The organism is Marinococcus sp. LNHM4E3-1, assembly GCF_056034405.1.
The window spans coordinates 202,330-219,503 of sequence record NZ_JBQLID010000006.1 but is presented as its reverse complement, the minus strand read 5'-3'; the positions used below and the strand labels follow the sequence as shown (position 1 = coordinate 219,503).

Sequence of the window (17,174 nt, the reverse complement as noted above, 5' to 3'; positions counted from 1 at the left end):
GCACCAGCCAAAAAAGAACGTGGATCGAACGATCCACGAACAAACATGACGCTTTTATTTTGTTTCTCAACAATCTGAGAAGCCGGCTGGTTTATCCAGCCGGCTTCCCTTTTATCAATCCGGAATACCTAAGGCGATTTTTGCGTAACGGGACATTTTGTCTTTACTCCAAGGTGGATTCCAAACGATGTCCACGTCCACTTCACTGATTTCTCCGTATTCCTTCAAATCATTCATGGCGAAATTAATATCGTTAACGATTGTGCCTGCAAGTGGACAGCCCATTGCGGTCAGAGTCATTTCGATATTCGCCTGTCTGTCGTCATCGACTGTTACTGTATACACAAGTCCCAGGTTTACGATATCAATACCGAGCTCCGGATCAATTACATTTTCCAGTTCCGCCCAAACTCGTTCTTCCAATTCTCTTTTTTCTTCTGTTTCTGGCATGGAAGCTTCACCTCCTACTTTCTGTATTAACCTTATCAAAAATTGCGTTCCCCTGAAACCAATATGCTTGAATTTCATAGGAAGAATTAATAGCATGAAGCTGTTATAGGCAATCATTAATAGGGTAAGTGTAAAAAGCGTAAGCAAAGTTCTTGAATCTGTTCGTAAAAAAATATAGAATATGAATCGCTATAAGAAAGGAATGAGGAGTGCGTTGATGCTTTTTTGGCTTATTATTACTATAGTTGTTATTGTTCTCGTTATGATACCGGCATTTAAACGCTGGATGCCTGTTTTACGCGTTCCTTGTTCTTCCCTTCCTCAAAGTCAGGAGACCACGGCCCACATTCTGGACGTCCGTGAATACCAGGAATCAGACCGTAACCCGATAAACGGTGCATTCGCCCTTCCGTATCCGTATTTAAAAAGACATTTACAGACCGTACCGAAAAAAGAAGTATTTCTCGTAGCTCCTGATAAGGTTTCACGAAATCTCAGCACCCGGCTGCTGTTGAAAAACGGCTTTACCGTGACCGGCTACGCTGTAGTGCGAAGAGGCGAACAGGGCTATCCGCCAGTGAAACTCCCATGCAGCGGTTCATAATATTTACATAAAGCAGGCAGCCGGATTAGCGGCTGCCTGCTTTATGCTTCAGTCTTTTAAACCTTTTTTTCTTATAATTAAAAAACAGTCCAGGCTGTAGAGCCTGGACCGTTATTTACTGATATTTATCATTCTGTCTTACGAAAAACCGTTTAACGGACCGGTTCCAACAAGCGTTACTACGTCTTCATTAGCCACACCTGCATTGTCAAGTGCTTCCACCGATACGAGGCCGTACATGCTTCCTTTATCGGTTTCGAATGTTAAATGCTTCTTTTCGTTATTTTTTAAAGCATCTGTGAAGAAACGCTGATTATCGACTCCGTAGAGCTTCACTTCCCAATCCTCTCCGTTATCATCACGAACCTCTAATTCACCGTCCGTATAATGGAGCTGTTCCTTGTCATCTGTAAAAACTTCGTCTACTTTTAATTTTTTCATTGTCTAGTCCTCCTTCATCCGATTACGTCTACCTATACGAATGCCCGAATCTTTTCTCCCTAAAACATCATATTTTAAATCTTTTATAGAAATTGATGATCTTCTTCTCCGGAATTTTTCATAATTTTTACAAAACATGTACCCAATTTATTATTTTTATAGTAAACTTTTCTAACAAACTGTTCACGTCTTTATAACATCTTATGTACAGTTACATTATGGAAAGGAGTTGTTACATATGTCAGGTTTTATGAACAGCGTTGAAGAATTACTAACCACCATCAGCGGTATTGTGTGGGGCCCGCCATTTTTAATTCTTATTTTGGGAACAGGTATCTTTTTAACAGTTCGTTTAGGATTTTTGCAATTTTCTACTCTTCCTTATGCCTTAAAGCTTGCCTTTTCCAAGCAGGACAAAAAATCAGAGGGGGATATTTCCCATTTCCAATCGCTCATGACCGCTCTGGCAGCCACGGTCGGAACCGGTAACATCGCCGGTGTTGCTACAGCAGTAGTAATTGGCGGCCCTGGCGCAGTCTTCTGGATGTGGATCAGTGCGCTCTTCGGGATGGCTACAAAATACGGAGAAGCTATTCTGGCTGTTAAGTACCGGGTTCAGGATGAACGGGGCCGCATGGCCGGAGGGCCGATGTATTACATAGAAAAAGGGCTCGGATGGAAATGGTTGGCCGTCCTGTTTGCCGTATTTGCTGCGATTGCTGCATTTGGGATCGGCAACACCGTTCAATCCAACTCCGTTGCCGATGTGCTGGACTCCAACTGGAACGTGCCTACCTGGATCACTGGTGTTGTGCTCAGTATTTTAACCGGGGTTGTTATACTTGGCGGCATCAAATCCATTGGCCGGGTAGTTTCATTTATTGTACCAATTATGGCTGTCTTCTATGTCGTCGGTGGCCTGATTGTTATTTTTGGCAACCTGGATCTCGTTCCAGCCGCGGTCGGTTCAATCGTTTCCGATGCATTTACCGGTCAGGCTGCAGCCGGCGGGGCTGTAGGGGTTGTAATTCAGTACGGGGTGGCCCGCGGGGTTTTCTCCAACGAAGCAGGCCTTGGGTCTGCACCAATTGCAGCCGCCGCAGCCCGTACCGACTATCCGGGCCGGCAGGCTCTTGTCTCCATGACCCAGGTTTTTATTGATACAATCATTATCTGTTCCATTACCGGTATTTCTCTTGTGATGGGCCAAAGCTTTGTAAGTGGTGACTTAGACGGGGCACCGCTGACTGCCGCCACATTTGAACACTTTTTAGGACCGGCTGGAAGCATTATTGTTTCTGTAGGGCTGATTTTCTTCGCCTATTCTACTATTTTGGGCTGGTCCTACTACGGAGAACGCTGTATTTATTACCTTTTCAAAACGTATAAAGCTGTTTTTGCCTACCGCGTCATTTTCGTTATCGCTGTATTCTTTGGTGCTGTAGTCCAGTTCGGAATTGTCTGGTCGCTTGCAGACACGATGAACGGCTTGATGGCAGCTCCAAACCTGATCGCTCTTCTGGGGCTTTCCGGAGTCATCACCGCGGAAACGGTTCGCTTCCGCAAACGAATGAAGGAAGAAAAAAATGGCACAGCAACCTGGAACAAGTCATAATACAACTAAAGCATCTCGCGCGCCCGTTTCAGGCTCGCGAGATGCTTTTTATTTTCCAGGCACTTCATGCGTTAACGGCAGTCCATGGAGGCCCTGTAAAATATGGTCTGCAGTCATATCCGCCATACGCCGGCGTGTTTTTTCACTGGCACTGCCGATATGTGGGAGTGCCACAACGTTGGACAGGCTGAGAAGCGGATGGTCTGCACTAATAGGTTCGTTCTCAAAGACATCCAGACCGGCGCTGAAAATTTCTCCCTCCCGAAGCGCATTCACCAGTGCCTCCTCATCCACAGTTGTCCCTCTCGAGGTGTTAATAAATACAGCTGTTTTTTTCATTTTACGAAAAGCTTCCGCGTTGATCAGCTTTTCTGTTTCGGGTGTGGCTGGAGCGAGCACGCACATAAAGTCAGCCTCTCCCAAAAGTTCATCCAGCTCAGCGTATAAAGCACCAGTTCGCTCTTCTGCTTCCCGCTTCCGCGAGCGATTATGATAAAGTATGTTCATATCAAAACCACCAGCCCGCTTAGCCACAGCTTCTCCAATACGTCCCATGCCGATAATCCCAAGGGTGGCACCGTAAATATCCTGTCCCGTAAATGCAAACGGCGCCCAGGACCCCCATTCATTTTTCCGGATAGTATCCATGGCTTCCGGCAGCCTCCGAGCTGCGGCCATCAATAAAGCAAAGGTGAGATCCGCGGTTGTTTCTGTCAGTACACCCGGAGTGTGGGCCACTTTAACTTTCTGTTCTTCTGCCGCTTCCAGATCAATGTTATTATATCCCACTGCCATCGTCGCTATTACTTTCAACCGCGGTGCCTGTTCAATAACGTTTCTTGTCACAGGCTCCGATACGGTACAGAATAAACCGTCTGCTTCCGCTGTTCTCCGGACTAATTCCTCTTCCGGCACCGATTCGTTTTTATTCCATACATCCAGCGTAGCTTCCTTTTCAAGCTTTTCCAACAGCCAGTTGGGCATTGGCCTCGTAATAAAAACATGTGGTTTTGTCATTCTGAGCCTCTCCTTTGAAATAATATAGTGTGCCATTCATTCGTCTGTTTGTACCAGGCATCCGTATAATTTTTAACCCAAAATGCTTTTTTCACCCGCTCCACTGACCAGTCCACCAGTCCGGATACTACAACCTGCTGAGGAAGAACCTCTATGGAACCAGCCCGTTCGAGCCAGTGCACCGCAATATCCGCCCCAATATTGATGATGGCTATATCGTATGCTTCGTATGGAAAGACTGGGCCAACTACGTCCTGTTCGTATACCTTAATTCGATTTTCTACTCTGTTTAACGCTGCCTGCTGTTCTATCTCCCGCGTTACCGGCTCCATATCATAGGCATCCACCTGCATGCCTTTTTTTGCAAGAGCAATCGACAGCACCCCGCTTCCCGCGCCAATGTCTGCAGCCCTCAACCCTTCCGTACAGGTGACAATACATTCGAGAGCGTCCCTTGTGGTTTCATGGATGCCTGTCCCAAACGCTCCCTGCGGATCAAGACGTAATTCCCGTTCTCCCTGCTTTTCCTGAAACGGGGGATACACAAGTTCCCATCCGTCTGCCAGTCTGACGTTTTCGTAGGAAGACTCTTTCCACTCCGGTGGCTCCCAATCGTGCAAATCATGTGTGTGTACTTCAAGCATCCGGCTTAACTCTTTTTTAGAAACATTTTCCGTGTAAACATATAATCTGCTTTTTTCCCCACTGCTGAATTCGTATGTATATCCGTCTTCATCCTTCCTTGTCTCTATGGCTTCATCAATATAAAATGTATAAATATCATGCTCATAGAGCCTCAGGCTCCATGCTTCGTTATTCCCCGACGGGACTTCCAGTGAGTACCACATACCAGCTGCCTCCTTTTCGTAAAAATTATAGCAAAACTACTGTTTATACAACATCTATTTTTCCTGTCTCGTTTCTGTTTGTCTCCCGAGACGATGAAATTGGTATTTCTCCTTTGAAAAGCCTTTCTTTTTTTAAAAATGTTCTTTAATCTAGAGGAAGAGTGCTTACTCTATTACCTTATTGATACTAGTAGGAGGTCGACCTATCGATGGACTATCGCGTAGAAAAAGATACACTTGGAGACATGCACGTACCGAAAGACAAGCATTGGGGCGCGCAGACCCAGCGCAGCCTGGAAAACTTTAAAATCGGCCAGGAAACTATGCCGATCGACGTCGTATATGCGTTCGCCATTTTAAAACGTTCTGCGGCTCTTGCAAACAAACGCCTGGACAAGCTTGAAGCGGAAAAGGCCGACGCTATCGTCGAAGCGTGCGACGAGGTTCTTTCCGGGAAACTCGACGACCATTTTCCGCTCGTAGTCTGGCAGACCGGAAGCGGTACCCAGTCCAATATGAATATGAACGAAGTAGTGGCCCGCCGCGCTTCCCAGCTGCTTGAAGACAAAGGGTCTTCTCTGAGCGTGCATCCAAACGACGATGTCAACCGTTCCCAGAGCTCAAACGATACCTTTCCTACGGCGATGCACGTAGCTGCCGTGCAAAAGGTGGAAGATCAGCTTCTTCCTGCCGTGGAAGCGCTTCGTGCGACCCTGGAGAACAAAATGAATGCATTTGAAAATGTAATTAAAATTGGCCGCACGCATCTTCAGGATGCCACTCCGCTTACGCTCGGCCAGGAGGTCAGCGGCTGGCACCGGATGCTTGAGCGTTCAGCTGAAATGATTACAGAAAGCATTGATCACGTGAAAGACCTTGCAATCGGCGGAACAGCTGTCGGTACAGGCATTAATGCCCACCCAAAATTCGGTGAATATGTAGCCGAAGAAATTAGTGCCTATACCGGCAAATCCTTCCGCTCTGCCCCAAACAAGTTTCACGCCCTTACCAGCCACGATGAAATTTCATATGCGCACGGAGCATTAAAAGCCCTCGCAGCAGACGCCATGAAAATTGCAAACGACGTCCGCTGGCTTGCAAGCGGTCCCCGCTGTGGTATTGGCGAAATTTCCATACCTGCGAATGAACCGGGAAGCTCTATTATGCCTGGAAAGGTAAACCCAACCCAGAGTGAAGCATTGACTATGGTTTCAGCACAGGTAATGGGCAACGATGCTACGATCGGTTTTGCTGCCAGCCAGGGTAATTTTGAACTCAACGTGTTTAAGCCGGTTATTGTTTATAATTTCCTGCAGTCAAGCTACCTGCTCGCTGATGCGCTCGTTTCCTTTAATGATAAATGTGCAGTCGGCATTGAAGAAAATCAGGAACGCATTGATGCGCATCTCCGTAATTCTCTGATGCTCGTCACAGCGCTGAACCCTCACATTGGGTACGAAAACGCGGCTAAAATTGCCAAGTCCGCCCATGCTAACGGACAGACACTGAAGGAAGCCGTGCTTGAAAGCGGCATGTTAAATGAAGAAGAGTTTGAATTGATCGTCGATCCAGCGAAAATGGTTTCCCCAAGTGAATAAACAATGATAAACCAATAGCCTCCCAGGCCAATCACAGCCTGGGAGGCTATTATTATTTATCCGTGCGTTTTCCTTCTTCGTAATGATACAACGGCAGCCGGTGACTGATATAGTAGGCAGTGTACACACCAAGCACGGCCATGACTAGCCATATCCACGCATGGAGGCTGAATGAGGCGATACCGCTAAAATATGCCCCAATGTTGGCACCGAACGAGATACTTGCCCCGTATCCCATCAGCCCTCCCCCAATCAGGGCGATTAAAGCAACCCGAAGAGGGATCCTCGAAAACCGGATTTGTCGGTTCATGGCCAGAGTTACTACAGTGCCCAGGATGACACCGAAATTAATAATGCTCATGGAATCCATCAGCACCGATTGATGAAGGGCAACAAACTGATCCTGTTCAAACCAGTATGTCCATTCGCTCACGTTCATTCCAAGAGCCTGCACTATCTTCGATCCCCATAAGGAAAAAGAAGCTGTCAGCTTCCAGGGCTCCCCCTGCACGAGAAAGATGAGAGCATTTAATACTGCAAGAATAACAGCACCCACCCACAGCGGCCAGGAGCCGAAAATAATCCGGCTCCAGCTTGCGGCGGAAGGCAGCGGCGGGAGTGCCGGAGGCCTAGTTCGTTTTTTGTGCACATACGAGCCAAAAGCAATCATTCCGAGAAAAACAATTTGAATCGCCCACGCCCATATGTAACCGATTCCCGTATCCACCGCCAACGAGACTGGATCAAACGAAGGAAGAGAGGTGTTCCAAAAACCAAAATGGGCTGCCCCTGCCACTGCCCCCGTCATAAAGCCGGCCAACGTGCAAATTAAAGCAGTCCTGCCGCCCTCTGCTTCGTAAAATGAAGATGGGGCAAGGCCGCTGCCTATTTCCATGCCAAAGCCAAAAATGAACGCTCCTGCTATCAATCCAACACTCACAGCGGAAAGCGCCGGTATTGGGACTGTCCCAAACAAAGCCGGACTGATAATAAAAATAGCAGCTGAAAAAGTTGATACGAGAATAAGCATCAGCATGTGAGCCCGCAGCATTTCTGTATTGCCTTTTTCGATAATCTGCCGGTAGACTGCCGAAAAACCGAAGCGGGCGTGGAAAAGGGAAAATCCAAGAAAAAAACCAATCCAGAGCAGAATGACATACTGCCAGCCTGATATCTGGTAAGACACGAGGGAAAGCGCAAGAATGACCAATAAGCATACTATCGAAACAATATTTTGTGGATTATTTAAAACAGACGTTTCTGCCGCAGTGTTCATTTTTTTCATTAATTTCTCCTGACTGGACCTGTATTAGAACCCTATTCTTCTTTTCCCTTACCTTAATGATTCACACATCTTATAGAAAAAAACTCCCCGGCAGTGGCCGGAGAGTCCATGATTTACTTATAATAGAATTTAATACAGCTCGCTTAATGCGTCTTTGGTGAACGGCACCAGGTCATCCGTTCGGCCCTCCTGCATCTTTTTGGCCCATGCCGGATCCGTTAACAGCGGACGCCCAACTGCGACCAGGTCAAATTCATCGTTTTCGAGCCGGTTGACTAATTCCTGAATATCATCGTTTTCTGCTTTATCAAAGCTTGTGAAAACACCATTCAGCCCTACAGACCCTACCGTTACAGAAGGCTTACCGGTTAAATATTTCGTCCAGCCGGCAAGATTTAATGAAGAACCGTCAAATTCCGGCTCCCAGAAGCGGCGGGTTGAGCAGTGAAAGACGTCTACGCCTGCTTTAGACAGCGGCTCCAGGAACTGGACCAGTTCGTCTGCTGTGTCTGCAAGCTTTGCTTCAAAGTCAGACATTTTCCACTGCGAAAACCGGAAGAAGATAGGGAAATCTTCACCTACAGCCCGGCGGCATGCTTCGATTACTTCAACGGCAAACCTTGTCCGTTCAACAAAATTTCCGCCGTACTGATCCGTACGCTTATTGGTCTGCTCCCAGAAAAACTGGTCAATCAGATATCCATGGGCGCCGTGGATTTCAATGCCATCAAAGCCAATACGCTTCGCCGCTGCTGCAGCGTCTGCATAAGCCTGCACCAGCTCATCAATTTCTTCCACTGTCAGCGGCTTTGATACAGCTTCCCCGCTTAAAGCTAAACCGGAAGGTCCAATCGGCATAGCCTCAGAGTTCGGCTCTGCTCCTACCGGTCGTGTCATGCCTACGTGCCAGAGCTGGGGAATGATTTTTCCTCCTGCTTCATGCACTGCCTCTACCACCCTTTCCCATCCTTCGAGGGCTTTTTCACCGTAAAAGGCCGGTACACCCGGGTCTTCCACACTCGCAGGGTGATTAATACCGGTTCCTTCTGTCACAATCAGTCCTACATTATTTTCAGCCCGGCGCCGGTAATAGGCTACCACGTCTTCGTTTGGTACGCCTCCCGGCGAAAATCCTCTTGTCATCGGCGCCATTACTGTTCTGTTTTCAAGATGCAGATCTTTTATTTGAAAGGGTTCAAATAAAGGAGTTGCCGCTTGCTGGTTAGATATTTCCTCTGTCATTATTACGACTTCCTTTCTCCTGCCACAAATTATAAGTAGTATCCAAAAATCAGTATGCACGCATCATTTTCCCAAACGCAACTTATCCGCTCAAGGACGATACTTTTTTGGTGTTAATTTCCACGAATCCGTTTGCAGTCTCCTGAAAAGTGGTATTCTGTACTAGAATACTTACATAGGCCCAAATACCTTAAGGAGGACATATCATGTCAGATAAAGCGACAAAAATCATTCAGGAATCGCTCGATGCACTGATGCAGGATGAGACCTTTCTGCCCGATTACGAAGGCCAGGCTCGTGAAACGGCCTTTTCCTCTCTTATTTCCATCCTTTCTACCCCCAACCATGTACACAAATCGTTTCTTCGTGTTCCTCTTCAAAACGGCGAAGTAGTACGTTTGGAGGCGTACCGTGTCCAGCACAACGACACTATGGGGCCTTACAAAGGCGGTATCCGTTTTCACGAAAGCGTCGATGAAGACGAAGTATCCTCCCTTGCTTCTCTTATGACTATTAAAAATGCCCTCCATGACGTACCATTTGGCGGTGGCAAGGGCGGCATCAGTATTAATCCAAAGGAGTTCAGCAAAAAGGAATTAAACCTCGTTTGCAAAAAATACGTGCAGTACTTCAACGACGTAATTGGGCCGGATAAAGATATCCCCGCTCCCGACGCCGGCTCAGGTGCCAGGGAGATGGACTGGATGATGGCTGAATACAAAAATATTAACCCGGGCATTCCTTACCGTGGAAGCTTCACAGGAAAAAGTGTTAAAAACAGCGGTTCCCTTGGCAGAAGAGAAGCCACCGGGAAAGGAGTTTATTTCACTTTACGATACCTGCTGCATGACTTTCTGAAAAACCGGCGCGACGAATTCCAGACTTCGGAAAATAAATTTTTCAAAACTGCGCTTGAATTTTACGGGCGGCCGCTTTCCATCGCTGTACAGGGCTTCGGAAATGTAGGCTCGGTCACCGCGATGCAGGCATATAACTGCGACTACCTTGATACGAAAGTCGTATCTGTAAGTGACCAGAACGTCACTCTTTACAATGAAGACGGACTCGACGTACCTGCTCTGCTCGATTTTTCCAACGATCATGATGGCGATCTTCCCACCACTGATGAGGAAATCCATGAACTTGGCATTAGCGCTGATGTGCGGGACCGTGACGATGTTCTTTATCTCGAAGTAGATGCTTTATTTTTCGCCGCTCTCGGTGGTGTCATTCATAAAGACAATGTGCAGGACGTTAAAGCCTCTATTCTTATAGAAGGCGCCAACTCTCCTATTACCACCGAAGCCGATGCCATTTTAGCTGAACAGGGTGTCGTCATCATCCCTGACATCCTTGCCAACGCCGGCGGTGTTATCGTATCTTATTCCGAATGGCTGCAGGGACGGGAAACGCTGTATTATTCTGAAGAACAGGTTACAAAGATTTTATACGACAAAATGAAAGAAACGATGGACCGCGTGCTGCCGGAATTTTTCGGCGACCCATTTGCTCTTCGCCAGAACTGCTATATTCATTCCATCATGTCACTCTGTACGATGCTTCATATTCGCGGAAAATTATATTAACACCAGTCTTATATAAACAAAAAGCCCCGGCCTCCAACGCAGTTGGAAGGGCCGGGGCTCTTTTTTCAGTCAGCATTAGCTGCCCAGTTTTTGCACAAATTCTTTAGCTACGGCTTCTGTTGACTGTGGGTTTTGGCCGGTGATCAGGAGGCCATCGGATTCCACGTGTTCAGTCCAGTTCGGTGCCGTAACGAATTCGGCTCCAAGCTCACGCAGACGGCTCTCAAGCAGGAACGGCATGTGAGCCGTGAGTCCTGTATCTTCTTCCTCCGCGTCTGTGAAAGCATTTACCCTTTTGCCGGAAACAAGCGGTTCTCCGTTTGAAAGAGTAACGTTAACCAGCGCCGCCGGTCCGTGGCAGACCGAAGCCACGTATTTGTCCGCTTCATAAAATTCACGGATCAGATCCTGGACTTTTTGACTTTCCGGCAGGTCAAACATCGCTCCGTGCCCTCCAGGAATAAAAATGGCATCAAAATCTGAAGCAGAAACAGTATCCACCTTCACTGTTTCTTCAAGATATTTTTCTGCATCAAGAATTTCCTGGCGCGTTTCCTGCTGCACGCTTCCTTCATCAATCGGCGGCTTACCGCCGTCTACACTTGCGATAGTAACGTTGTAGCCTTTGTTTTGAAATTCAATATATGCTTCCGCAAATTCGGAAAGCCATATGCCTGTTTTTGCTTCATTGTTCACTTTGGAATGACTTGTTACAACCATTAAAACGTTTTTTGCCATGACGGTGGTCACCCTTTCCACAATTACTTTCTGATTTAGCATAAAGGAATGTAAAGATGCTTTTCCTCTTTCATCTTTTCAAACATCCTTTAAGCTGTTGCAGAACCTATTCTAACTACATCCGGCAGCCATGCAAAGTAAACTGCTCACGCTCAACCATTCCACTGCAGCAGCTGGGTTCCTGTTAAAAAGATAACCGCGATCCCCATCCAGATGAGAAGCAGAAGGAAAATTTTCCTTCAAACAAAACAAAGCGCACTGCCGAAGCAGCACGCTTTTGGTTTATTCCGAAGGGCGTTCGCGGAGTTCTTCCCCGTTCTTTCCTTCATAGCGGCGCCCCCATCCGGTAATCGCTGCGAGCAGCATGATTAAGACGAGAAACCACCCCTGAAAGACGAAAGGAAATACTGCAGTAGGCTCGACCACTGGCAGCCAGTTGTACTGCTCCTGCATCGTCTGGATCGTCGACCAGCCAAGAAGCACCGGAGCTCCCCACGGGAAAATGTAGCCGAGTGCCGATGTTACCGCATCAAGCAGGTTCGCCCGGCGGTAACGGTGAATCCCGTACTTTTCCCCGATATCCCGCACAAACGGAGCCGCTGCAATTTCTGCAGCCGTGTTAATGGTAATGGAACTGTTCAACAGAGCTACAATCCCCCACATCGACAGCTCTGCCCGGCGTACAGAATTTTTAATCCAGCGAACCAGGCCGTTGGTAATCGCCTGCATAGTTCCGCCGAGTCTCATCAAATAAGCTGCCGCCACAATTAATAATATCAAAATAGCCATATTCACATACCCGGTGATACCATCGATTAACGCCCCTTCGACTACCGCATCTGCTTCAGGGTTAAAACGAATAATATCCGAAAATGAACCCAGACCGGAAATGACGATTAACGGAATGGCAGATACAATTCCCCATGTTAATGAAGTAATTAAATGCTGGCCGGATAATGCCAATATAAGCACGAGCAGAAACGGAAGAAGCATGATCAGACCACCCGGCGAAACGTCTTCCACCACGTTTGCCGAAGAAACGCCGGAGACTGCACCGCCGTCTCCTCCGCCGAAGACTGCAAACAATACTGCACTTGGAATGGCTGCAGCGATCGCGTACTTGAACCGGCTTCTTACTACACCCGGCACATCTGCATTCTGCGTCGTTGCGGAAACGATTGTCGTATCAGAAACCGGCGCAAGATTGTCGCCAAATACTGCACCGGCAAGTATCGCAGCAAACAGCAGTACCGGATCTGCCCCTGTAGCTACGCCGGCTGGAAACATCAGTGTACAAAACGCCACGGTCGTACCGTAGCCGGTGCCGACTGCTGTAGAAAAGACTGCAGCAAGCAGAAATGTTACTGCGGTGAACAGGCCGCCTGTTACACCTGTTGCTATCCCTGTCCAGACAAGCCCTTCTACCAAACCGCCTACCTGGAGCACCTGTGCAAACATCCCCGCATAAAACCAGGCCACCATGGCGATGACGCCAATCGGCTGCGCCAGACCGTCAAACAGGCCCTGGGCGTAGTCAGCCCACCGGCTTTTACAAAACAGCATGCCAAGGGTCAGTCCGATGACTGCCCCCAGTACCAGCCCAATCTCAGAGGAAAGCTGAAGAACACTGGTAGTAATCGCCCAGACTACGAAAAACAACAACGGCACTGCAGCTCCAAAAGCCCCAAGCCTGAAATCCAAATTTTCGATAGATTTTGCCCCTACGGCTCTCTCTAACTTTTCTTCTTGTTCTGCCATGTAGAAAACTCCTATGTATAATATTTATTCAGCACGAAAACCATTCTACCACTCCTGTGCCTGTTTGTAATGGACAAACGTACGCCTTGAAAAGAATTTTGCAAATAATAATAAAGCTGCCCGCAAAAATGGCAGCTTTTTAACAGTATTTTATTAAGGCACGTTTATTTTACGACAAGCACAGGGTGACGGATCTGCTCCACAATTTTTCTGCTGACGCTGCCAATAACCATTTTCTGCAACGGATTCAGTCCTCTGCTTCCCACAACAACACAATCAAATTCGTATTCGTTGGCATATTCACTAATAGCCGCTGCCGGATCCCCGTGGAGCACCACTTTTTCTGCTCTTATTCCTTCTGCGCTGAGTCGTTCGACCGCCGGCTGCAGAATTTCTTCTTCATTCTGCTGCTGAATGTATAATTCATGCTCACTCAGCCTGCTCGATTTCGGCTGCGAAGAGGTAGTCGCGTAGACGACCTCTACATAGACTTCGGAAAGCTCCGGCGCAATGCTTTCAATTGCTTTTTCCACCGCACGGGCAGAGTGATCGGAACCGTCTACTGCAATTAACAGTCGTTTAAACATACAAGCATCCCCCTGTTACTTTGCTCTCAATTTCATGCTTTTAATTTACTGTTCCCGATTTTCAGCTAGTTTATACGGCATTTGTCCTGTAATACTGGCTAAATTTATTCATATCCATGCTTTATTTATTCTTTCACTTTAACATACCATATTTTTACGTATGAATATTGATACTGCTTTTCTCCTTCCCATATTTTCATGATATGGTAGAGAAAACACTACAGAGAGGGAGTTTCATGTGGGGTATGTAGAAAACCTAAGGCGGCTCGTTGGAAAAGAAACAGTGATTCTCGTGGGAGCTGTTGTTATTGCAGAAAACGATGAAGGCCGTATTTTGCTGCAGGAAAGAACCAATCCCCCGGGCAGCTGGAGCTTTCCCGGAGGCTTAATGGAGCTCGGGGAGGCTGCCGAAGAAACAGCAGTCCGTGAGACCCTGGAAGAAACAGGTCTCCACGCCCACGGCCTCCGACTGTTTAATGTTTACTCCGGTGAGGGTACGTTTGTGATTGCACCGAACGGTGACCCTTTTTACTGTGTGATTATTGCCTACACCGCTGATCATTTGGAAGGTACTATTCAACCCGATCCCAACGAGTCAGCCTCGGTGGCTTTTTTGGATCCTGCAGCTCTCCCTGAAACAATCGTAGACGGCCAGCAAACGGTTATGAAGGAGTATCTGCGCAGCAGGCATTCAATTGATATGTAAAGAAGCATGCCTTTTCCGGCTGGAAGAGGCGTGCTTTTAAATACTGTGGTACAGGGCTTCTGCAGTATTTATCCCGTTTTGAATGCAGGCGCCGATACCAACCCCGTAATACGAAGCACCAGCCACGTAAACGCCTGGAAACTTTTCTTTCAGCAGCCTTTCAAGCTCTCCGACAGCTGACTGGTGCCCGATGTGATAATTTGGCATCAGCTGTTCCCAGTCTGTTACTTCCAGCCTTACCGGCTCCTGTTCAATATGAAGGCTTTTCTTAAGGTCATTTAGCGCTGTCTGCTTTATCTGCTCTTCTCCTCCTTCCTGCATTCGTTGATACGCAGGCTTGGAGCTTTTGTAAAATAAACGCACCAGCACATTTTCGCCTTTCGAAGTATGAATCCATTTCCGGTTGCTCCATGTGCATGCATTACATTCAAGATCGCTGTTCTCAGAAACGATAAATCCCGTCCCGTCCCGCGGCAGACTGTCCGGCGGCAGGGAAAAACCAGCATACACACTTAAAAGAGACGAACTCTGGAACTCGTTAAATATTTTTGTCATCTCTTCATCCTGCAGTATACGTGCTGCAGTCCGGTGCGGTGCAGCTATAACTATGGCATCTGTCTCCAGGCTTTCTCCGTTGTCGAGCTTCACCTGATACGCTTCATCTTTCTTTTTAATGTGCTCCACCTGCCGTCCAAACAACACCTCTGATTCGGTTAATTTCGAAAGCAGCGCCTCCGGCAGCGAAGACAAACCATTCCGGAAGGAAATGAATTTTTTCCCCACCCCCGCTCCAAACGTTTTTTTGTTTTTCGCAATCCCCCGCATAATACTTCCAAAATCGTTTTTATAATCCACGAGGTACGGAAGGGTCGATGCCATGGTAAGTGAGTAAATATCCCCCGAGTACACGCCGGACAAAACCGGTGCAATTTGATTTTTCACCAGTTCACGACCCAGGAAGGATTCGAGGAACTCCCCCACTGAGCTTTCTTTCGTGAAGTTCTTATTCTTTTTTACGTAATCTCCAAGTGCCTGAACCTTTCCTTTCCAGGAAATAAGCGGACTTTTTAAAAGCGACCCTGGTCCCGATGGAATACCAAAGACTGCATCCTTCGGGAGCGGATAAAGCTGATCTTTTACATACAGGTAAGACACTCCGGTGCTGTTATACACCATTTCTTTTTCGAGTCCCACTTCTTTGACTAACGGAAGCACTGCGCTGTGCCTTGCTACAACAGAATCAGCCCCGGTTTCCATAATAAAATCTTCATGATGGACGGTTCGTATTTTACCGCCTGCTTTTTCTTCTTTTTCCACAAGCGTCAATTCAATATTGCTGCCGCTTTCCAATTTCCATTTCTGCAGGTAATACAGAATGGTAAGCCCTGTAATTCCCCCGCCTACTACGGTAATACGTTTCATTCGTCTTCCTCTTTTCTGCATTCTAACAATTTTTTGCTATATCTAAAATTATGCCGCCGTTCTTTATTTGATGCAAATATATATAATAATTTCATGCATTCGTTTACAAATGTTTACAAAGAGACAGGAACAGGTAATGGTATCAAGCTGAGACCTGCTATTTTTGATAGGAGAAATGATTATAGGAAAATTAAACGGAAAAACATTGGAAAGAAAGCACCGAATAACTCCTCATAACTAAAAGCCGTTTTACGTCCCGGGACATAAAACGGCTCTTACCTTTTCTTATTTAATCTATTTTTTATAAAGCTGTATGTTTTAGCTTTAAGCTTCATCGTACGTATATCGCACCACATATTTATTGGAGCGCAGCTTTCTTATTTCTACGAGCGGTCCCAGTTCGTATCCGTTGTGCCAGTTTTCTTCAAGCTTTGCTTTGAGGCAGCCGGCCTGAAATTTTGAATGAAAGGTTTTTTTCCAGTATATCCAACGCGGTTTGGTTTCCTGCACTAGAATTTCTACTCCTTTATCATATATTTAAGTTTGCTTTTTCTCTACATATTGTACTCCCAATTGTTTTATTTGTTAAGTACAATGAGTTATCCACACAAAAACCCCGCAGCAAAAAAACTGCGGGGTTACTTATGATTTCTTTCAGCCAATCAACTCTTCATCTTCCCGGTGTTTAATCTGCCTGCTCGTGCGCTCTTCTTCCTTATCACGCATACGGTGTGCAAGACGTGCGGAAGCGCTCGATGCGATGCTTGCGACCAGGTCATCTAAAAACGTGTGCACTTTGTCTTCACTTGTGTCCAATTCGTTAATAATACCATCTTTGGCTTTATCCAAATATCCAAATGTCGTAACGGCTATACTTCCGAACCCAAATACCGAACCAAGCGCCACCGTCTCGTCAATACCAAACAAGCCTTCATCCGTATCAACCAGTGACTGCAGAGGCTCAGACAACTGGTTATTTTCGGCCAGTTTGTCGATTTCCACGCCCACTAAGATAGCATGCTGAATTTCCCTTTTATACAATACAGCATCCACGCTTTCCAGGCAGTCATCCATCGTCAGATTTGGTGCGTATTTTGCCTGCATATTATATACGATATCTGCAATGTCCTGAAGGGAAACTCCGCGCTCCTCGAGCATATCCCTTGCTGCTTTTTCTACTTTTTCACTTGATACTTTTTCTTTAGTCATATTGCTGCCTCCTTTGTCGAGTGCAATCCGGAATACATAAAAGCCCTTAAAATTATGTTACAATAGCT

17 protein-coding genes are annotated in these 17,174 nt (G+C 46.8%); 5 read left to right on the top strand and 12 right to left on the bottom strand.

Annotated features, from left to right (window positions below; all coding sequences use genetic code 11):
* Positions 1-114: 114 nt before the first annotated feature.
* Positions 115-450, bottom strand: coding sequence for a metal-sulfur cluster assembly factor (locus ACTRXI_RS08900; protein WP_022794038.1), 336 nt, complete (start codon positions 448-450; stop codon positions 115-117).
* Positions 451-667: 217 nt separating this feature from the next.
* On the opposite strand from ACTRXI_RS08900, the gene ACTRXI_RS08895 reads away from it, so the two are divergent.
* Positions 668-1,054 (top strand): sulfurtransferase, encoded by a 387-nt coding sequence (locus tag ACTRXI_RS08895; protein WP_474262071.1) that lies wholly within the window; start codon positions 668-670, stop codon positions 1,052-1,054.
* Positions 1,055-1,192: 138 nt separating this feature from the next.
* Here ACTRXI_RS08895 and ACTRXI_RS08890 read toward each other — a convergent pair whose 3' ends face one another.
* A complete protein-coding gene (locus ACTRXI_RS08890; protein WP_322527282.1) occupies positions 1,193-1,495 on the bottom strand; it encodes a hypothetical protein in 303 nt (100 codons plus the stop codon).
* A gap of 250 nt (positions 1,496-1,745) precedes the next feature.
* Between ACTRXI_RS08890 and ACTRXI_RS08885 the strand changes: the two genes are divergently transcribed.
* On the top strand, positions 1,746-3,110 hold the full coding sequence (locus tag ACTRXI_RS08885; protein WP_474262077.1) for an alanine/glycine:cation symporter family protein: 1,365 nt from the start codon (positions 1,746-1,748) through the stop codon (positions 3,108-3,110).
* Positions 3,111-3,158: 48 nt separating this feature from the next.
* Here ACTRXI_RS08885 and ACTRXI_RS08880 read toward each other — a convergent pair whose 3' ends face one another.
* Together ACTRXI_RS08880 and ACTRXI_RS08875 are read right to left on the bottom strand one after the other, a co-directional pair.
* Entirely contained in the window at positions 3,159-4,127 is a 969-nt protein-coding gene (locus ACTRXI_RS08880) for a 2-hydroxyacid dehydrogenase (protein WP_474262070.1), read from the bottom strand.
* Positions 4,124-4,975, bottom strand: a complete 852-nt coding sequence (locus ACTRXI_RS08875; RefSeq protein WP_474262069.1) for a 50S ribosomal protein L11 methyltransferase — start codon at positions 4,973-4,975, stop codon at positions 4,124-4,126. Before ACTRXI_RS08875 ends, ACTRXI_RS08880 begins: the two co-directional genes overlap by 4 nt.
* A 209-nt stretch (positions 4,976-5,184) precedes the next feature.
* On the opposite strand from ACTRXI_RS08875, the gene fumC reads away from it, so the two are divergent.
* Complete coding sequence (fumC, locus tag ACTRXI_RS08870; protein ID WP_474262068.1) at positions 5,185-6,573, top strand: class II fumarate hydratase; 1,389 nt, start codon at positions 5,185-5,187, stop codon at positions 6,571-6,573.
* 52 nt (positions 6,574-6,625) lie between these two features.
* Here fumC and ACTRXI_RS08865 read toward each other — a convergent pair whose 3' ends face one another.
* Both ACTRXI_RS08865 and ACTRXI_RS08860 read right to left on the bottom strand, forming a co-directional pair.
* Positions 6,626-7,858, bottom strand: coding sequence for a YeeE/YedE family protein (locus ACTRXI_RS08865; protein WP_474262067.1), 1,233 nt, complete (start codon positions 7,856-7,858; stop codon positions 6,626-6,628).
* 129 nt (positions 7,859-7,987) lie between these two features.
* Positions 7,988-9,100, bottom strand: a complete 1,113-nt coding sequence (locus tag ACTRXI_RS08860) for an NADH:flavin oxidoreductase (RefSeq protein WP_474262066.1) — start codon at positions 9,098-9,100, stop codon at positions 7,988-7,990.
* Positions 9,101-9,306: 206 nt separating this feature from the next.
* On the opposite strand from ACTRXI_RS08860, the gene ACTRXI_RS08855 reads away from it, so the two are divergent.
* Positions 9,307-10,686, top strand: coding sequence for a Glu/Leu/Phe/Val family dehydrogenase (locus tag ACTRXI_RS08855; RefSeq protein WP_474262065.1), 1,380 nt, complete (start codon positions 9,307-9,309; stop codon positions 10,684-10,686).
* Positions 10,687-10,761: 75 nt separating this feature from the next.
* Here ACTRXI_RS08855 and ACTRXI_RS08850 read toward each other — a convergent pair whose 3' ends face one another.
* The 3 genes from ACTRXI_RS08850 to ACTRXI_RS08840 form a co-directional block, all read right to left on the bottom strand.
* A complete protein-coding gene (locus ACTRXI_RS08850; protein ID WP_474262064.1) occupies positions 10,762-11,424 on the bottom strand; it encodes a type 1 glutamine amidotransferase domain-containing protein in 663 nt (220 codons plus the stop codon).
* A 282-nt stretch (positions 11,425-11,706) separates the two neighbouring features.
* Positions 11,707-13,182, bottom strand: coding sequence for a Na+/H+ antiporter NhaC family protein (locus ACTRXI_RS08845; RefSeq protein ID WP_474262063.1), 1,476 nt, complete (start codon positions 13,180-13,182; stop codon positions 11,707-11,709).
* A gap of 164 nt (positions 13,183-13,346) precedes the next feature.
* Positions 13,347-13,769, bottom strand: a complete 423-nt coding sequence (locus tag ACTRXI_RS08840; RefSeq protein ID WP_474262062.1) for a universal stress protein — start codon at positions 13,767-13,769, stop codon at positions 13,347-13,349.
* 238 nt (positions 13,770-14,007) lie between these two features.
* On the opposite strand from ACTRXI_RS08840, the gene ACTRXI_RS08835 reads away from it, so the two are divergent.
* The gene (locus ACTRXI_RS08835; protein ID WP_474262061.1) at positions 14,008-14,475 is read left to right on the top strand and encodes an NUDIX hydrolase; all 468 of its coding nucleotides are present in this window, start codon (positions 14,008-14,010) and stop codon (positions 14,473-14,475) included.
* Positions 14,476-14,511: 36 nt separating this feature from the next.
* Here the strand turns inward: ACTRXI_RS08835 and hemG are convergent, their stop codons facing one another.
* The 3 genes from hemG to ACTRXI_RS08820 form a co-directional block, all read right to left on the bottom strand.
* The gene (gene hemG / locus ACTRXI_RS08830; RefSeq protein WP_474262060.1) at positions 14,512-15,897 is read right to left on the bottom strand and encodes a protoporphyrinogen oxidase; all 1,386 of its coding nucleotides are present in this window, start codon (positions 15,895-15,897) and stop codon (positions 14,512-14,514) included.
* Between the two features lie 324 nt (positions 15,898-16,221).
* Entirely contained in the window at positions 16,222-16,407 is a 186-nt protein-coding gene (locus ACTRXI_RS08825) for a hypothetical protein (protein ID WP_022795241.1), read from the bottom strand.
* A gap of 144 nt (positions 16,408-16,551) precedes the next feature.
* Positions 16,552-17,106 carry a phosphatidylglycerophosphatase A family protein gene (locus ACTRXI_RS08820; protein ID WP_022795240.1) on the bottom strand — a complete coding sequence of 185 codons (555 nt, stop codon included), beginning with the start codon at positions 17,104-17,106 and terminating at the stop codon, positions 16,552-16,554.
* Positions 17,107-17,174 lie beyond the last annotated feature (68 nt).